General features: G+C 66.9%; 4 protein-coding genes. 2 read left to right on the plus strand and 2 right to left on the minus strand.

Annotated features, from left to right (window positions below; all coding sequences use genetic code 11):
* Positions 1 to 82 precede the first annotated feature (82 nt).
* Positions 83 to 856, plus strand: coding sequence for an IS5 family transposase (locus AB0D34_RS47200; RefSeq protein ID WP_362674385.1), 774 nt, complete (start codon positions 83 to 85; stop codon positions 854 to 856).
* Here the strand turns inward: AB0D34_RS47200 and AB0D34_RS47205 are convergent.
* Both AB0D34_RS47205 and AB0D34_RS47210 read right to left on the minus strand, forming a co-directional pair.
* Entirely contained in the window at positions 828 to 1,364 is a 537-nt protein-coding gene (locus AB0D34_RS47205) for a hypothetical protein (RefSeq protein ID WP_362674379.1), read from the minus strand. The two genes, AB0D34_RS47200 and AB0D34_RS47205, sit on opposite strands and share 29 nt — an antisense overlap.
* Before the next feature lie 345 nt (positions 1,365 to 1,709).
* Positions 1,710 to 2,555, minus strand: coding sequence for a hypothetical protein (locus tag AB0D34_RS47210; protein ID WP_362674381.1), 846 nt, complete (start codon positions 2,553 to 2,555; stop codon positions 1,710 to 1,712).
* Between the two features lie 220 nt (positions 2,556 to 2,775).
* Here AB0D34_RS47210 and AB0D34_RS47215 point away from each other — a divergent pair.
* Positions 2,776 to 3,182: transposase (locus tag AB0D34_RS47215; RefSeq protein WP_362674383.1), on the plus strand; the 407-nt coding region annotated here is incomplete at its 3' end.

Consider the following 3,182-nt stretch of genomic DNA (forward strand, 5'->3'; position numbering starts at 1 on the left):
TCAAGCAGCAGACTGCCCGGCGCCGGCTCCCAGCACCTCACGAACTGAGCACGTTCATCCGTACGTGACTGGGCACGTTCACGTGTACGCCGACAGGCGGCCGGAGGGGTATTGCCACCGCGTGATACTCGACGCAGTGCGCTACGTGGTCGACAACGGCGTCAAGTGGGCCAACCTCCCCGCGGACTTCCCGCCATATCGGCGCGTGCATGCTTTCGCCCGCCGCTGGCAGGTCACGGGTCTGCTCGCCGAGCTCCACGACCGGCTGCGCGACAAGATACGCCAGAGGGAAGGCCGTTCCCCGGATCCGACGGCTGCCATCGTGGACTCACAGATCGTGGACTCACAGTCGGTGCGGGCAGCGGCGAACATCCCGCGCTCCACCTCCGGCTGGGACGGCGGGAAGAAGGTGGGCGGCCGCAAGCGGCACCTGGTGGTGGACTGCCTCGGCCTCGTCCTGGCCGTCGCGGTGACCGCGGCGAGTGTGGACCGCGACGCCGCCGTCCCACTGCTGGAGCGGCTTCGTAAGACGTACTTCTCCGTCCGCCTGGTGTGGGCGGACGGCGGCTATGCCGGGCGCCTGGTCGACTGGGCGGCCGGGAAACTCCAGCTCACCCTCGACATCGTCAAGCGCACTGACGACACGACAGGGTTCGTGGTGCTGCCACGCAGGTGGGTGGTGGAGAGGACGCTGAGCTGGCTGATGCGCTCGCGCCGCCTGGCGCGCGACTACGAGAGGCTGCCCGCCATGCACGAGGCCATGGTGCTGTGGTCGATGACCATGCTCATGAGCGGCCGCCTGGCCGGACGCCGCCGCCCAGCCGGTCTCAGTCGGCCGACACCGCGAGCGCGGTGAACACCCCCGGCCGCATCTGCAGCGCCCAGCCCCGCTCCACCAAGCGTTTCGCCTTCGACCGCACTCCCTCGACCTTCGCCGGGACTGCCTGAAGGCCCAGGGCCACGGCCAGCTGCTGGCAGCGCATCCCCTCCCGGCCCGCCGACTCCAGCACCGACACGATCCGCTGGTAGTCCGCCGCGAGCACCGACGCCGCCATGCCTTCACTCCGGTGCGGCACCGGCGAACCCGCCATCGCGCCCCGCTCCGTCTCCGCTACTGCCGAAGATGGCTCGGCCAGCACCTCGGCCACCGTCGCCCGGGTATCCACCAGCCGCTGAAGCGAGCGTTCCGCCTCCCCGAGCGCGGCCTGCACCCGCTCGGCCTCCTCCCGCAACCCCGCGATCTCTTCCCGGACCCTTTTCTCCCGGGCCTCCAGCAGACCGAGCACCGACGGCACCAGCCACCTCCACGAGCCAGACGAGCGGACGAACCACGCCCATCTCTCCCGCCCCTGATCGGAGTTCATGCCCACACACCCCGAACCAACCGACCACGTTCGGAAAGCGGATGGCGTCTGATGTCAGCTCAACCGGCGAAGGACCGTTACCCCTCGCGGTCCCTGCCGCATCACCTGGTGTCCTCGCTCCTTGCAACGACGGCGCGGTCACCACGTACAGAGTCGGTCCGGAGCCCATCTGCACGTCAGCCGGCGACAGTCAGCCACGACGGCGGGTGCGCCGACCGATCAGGCGTTCGGGGCGGGGGCTCTGCTGCATCGCTCGGCATCCAACTCGAGAGGGGCGGGATGCTCCCGTTCGGCCTCGGGCTGGGGCTGGGGCTGGGGCTGGGGCGAAACATGTTGACAGCGGGGTCAGCTGGTCTTGAGAAGTTGCCCGCCGCTGTCGTACACCTGCCCAGTCACGGCGTTCACGCGGTACATCTCGACCGCCGCCTGCTCCTGCGAATCATTGCTATTTCCGCTGCTTGGCCATGTCGTATTCACAAGCCAGTTGGGCTGCCAATTGCCGTCTGTCTCTACCGCTTTTACGGTAACTGCTTTGGTGCTGAATTTTGCGCCACTAGTTCCATTGGCTTGGAGTTGCGCCATTACCGCCTTGTTTACTGCCTTTTCGGCCTGCCTGGCGTCAACCTTGGCTTCGGGGAGCTTCACATGGGTCGGGCCAAGGGTGACGTCAATCTGAGATACACGCCCGGCCCTGTCTACCTGGACGTCCAACATCCTAGGCATCAGAACGTCGCTGTGAGTCCATCTCCAGTTCGTAATCCAGCCAAGTTCGGCCTTTGCGCCCACGGGGGATGTTTCGCTCATGGTCGCGCTCATCGCCCACGGATAGTGTCGCCGGGCATACGACTTTGCGACTTGAGAGGCTGCTACATCGTTAGACGGGGCTTCCGCCCCTCCCACCGGGTATCCCATGACAGTGGGCCGGTCGCTGTTCTCCAGCTGTACGTTCAGGTGCTTCTTGTCCGGCCAGGAAAGGCTGCCACTACCGAATTCTTTGGAGTTCCCTTTTTCGCGGCTGAGCAGGATGAAGATGATGTTGGTGCATGGGGAGTCACCACACGGCTGCTCGTACTGCTTGCCGATCTTGTATCGGTCGCCGAACGCCTCCCTGACGGCGGCCTCAACGGCCTGCTCTTGGTCCGAACTTGCGTCGGCGAGACTGCTGCCATCCACGTTCGTGAAGGCGAGCATCGGACGCGCCACTCCCGAGCCCAGGAGGAGCAGCGCCGCGAAAGTGATCAGAGCACCCTTGACGCCCGCCTGCCAGGCGAGCGAGTGGCGGATGGTTAGCCTCGCGCTTTCGCGAGGTGGGTGTCCGATGCTTGATTAAATAAGCGGAGAGTGCTCCTGACCTGCAACGATGGGACTTGTCGAGGGTCCTGTTGGCTGCACGGAAAGAAGCACTCTCCAGGTGAAGAAGCGTATCGGGTCGTACCCGCGTGTCCGCATCGAGGGCGGCGGCCGGGCGGTGGTCTCGCAGGCGGGGGGCGTGCTGCTGGTCGAGACCGTCCGCAAAGCCGACTTGGACACCGCGATATCAGCGGCGCTGACGCCGTGGCGGAAGGCTCGGGCGGTGCACGATCCGGGCAAGATCCTGCTGGACGTGGCTCTGGCGGTCGCTCTGGGCGGGGACTGCCTCGCGGATGTCGCCATGCTGCGGGCCGAGCCGGCCGTGTTCGGGCCGGTGGCCTCCGACCCGACGGTCTCCCGCCTCATCGACACCCTCGCCGCGGCCGGGCCGAAGGCCCTGACCGCGATCCGGGCCGCGCGGGCTGAAGTGCGCCAGCATGTCTGGCGGTTGGCCGGCCGGGAAGCGCC

The sequence above is a fragment of the Streptomyces sp. NPDC048420 genome (assembly GCF_040651535.1).
GTDB lineage: Bacteria > Actinomycetota > Actinomycetes > Streptomycetales > Streptomycetaceae > Streptomyces.

Coding starts and splice junctions, on each gene's coding strand:
- AB0D34_RS47205 (WP_362674379.1), bottom strand. CDS start 1,364: ATGAACTCCGATCAGGGGCGGGAGAGATGGGCGTGGTTCGTCCGCTCG.
- AB0D34_RS47210 (WP_362674381.1), bottom strand. CDS start 2,555: ATGCTCGCCTTCACGAACGTGGATGGCAGCAGTCTCGCCGACGCAAGT.